The organism is Pseudonocardia nigra, assembly GCF_019396355.1.
Lineage (GTDB): Bacteria > Actinomycetota > Actinomycetes > Mycobacteriales > Pseudonocardiaceae > Pseudonocardia > Pseudonocardia nigra.
Window position 1 is genome coordinate 1 of sequence record NZ_JAHKRK010000477.1, and the last position, 1,214, is coordinate 1,214.

General features: G+C 74.5%; 1 protein-coding gene. It reads right to left on the bottom strand.

The window, feature by feature from the left end; genetic code table 11:
• The coding region (locus KME75_RS41715; protein WP_308283528.1) for an MsnO8 family LLM class oxidoreductase at window positions 1-1,116 on the bottom strand (1,116 nt) is incomplete at its 3' end.
• Between the last annotated feature and the right edge of the window lie 98 nt (window positions 1,117-1,214).

The following is a 1,214-nucleotide window of genomic DNA, read 5'->3' on the forward strand; positions in this document are numbered from 1 at the left end:
TCGTCCACGGGCGCTCCACCTTGACGCCGGCTCCGGGGCGCCGCCAGGCACACCACACGACGAGGAACAACAAACAATCACGAACTGGTGCTTGACCGGGGCTCCCGCCACAGATAAGTGCCGTTCGTGCAGCCGGGCGAGCCGGGCGTCGGACTCCGCCAGCGCGTCCCGGTCGAACGTCGACGTCGAGGCGAGCAACTCGTCGGCTCCGCTGCGGGCGAACAGGGCGTCGAGCTCGGCGGCGACGGTGTCCTCGTCGCCGTGCACGGTGCGCCCCACCGCCCCCTCGACGACCGTGCGTTGCCGCTGCGTGAGCGGGCGGTCGGGGTCGACCGGTTCCAGCGCGGGGAATTCCCCGGTGGTCCGCGCGGCGGCGAGCGCCCACGCCTCGGGCAGCGCGAGCTCACGCGCGGCCGCGACGGAGTCGGCCACCAGCACGTCCAGCGACACGACGACGTACGGCTCGGCGCCCGCCGCTCGCACCCTGTCCCGGTAGTCCTCGAGCGCGGCGCCGATGTCGTCGGAGTCCAGCACCGGCCCGCCGACCACCACAGGCAGCCCGGCGTCGCCCGCCAGTGCGAGGCCGCGGCCGGTGGCGAGCACGAAGACCGGGACGGGCCGGTCCAGGCGCGGCCGGACGGTGACCGGCCCGGTTCCGTCGAGGAAGGCGCGCAGCTCGGTGAGGTCGCCAGCGAACGTGTCGGCGACGTCGGTGTCGTGGCGCAGCGCGCGGCGGACCGGCGGGGTGAAACCGAGCGAGCGGCCGACGCCCAGGTCGATCCGACCGGGGAACAGCGCCTCGAGCATCGCGACCTGCTCGGCCACGACGAAGGGTTGGTGGTTGGGCAGCATGACGCCGCCGGAGCCGACGCGGATCCGCTCGGTGGCTGCTGCGACCGCCGCCATCAGCACCGGCGGGCTGCCGCTCGCGATCCCGGGGACGGCGTGGTGCTCGGCCACCCAGAAGCGGTGGTAGCCGAGCGACTCGGCGCGCTGTGCGCGGGCGACGGTGTGCCGCAGCGCGGCCGCGTCGGGCTCGCCCGCCCTGATGCGCGACCGGTCGAGCAGCGAGAGCCGGACCGAGATGCCCATCACCGGGCCCAACCCGGCGTGCACGCCGCGCATTCCACGCGGCCCTCGGCGTCAGGAAAGCCACGTTCCTGTCGTTCAGCGTCCGGAACGTGGCTTTCCTGCCACTTGGTCAGGCGGCCGGG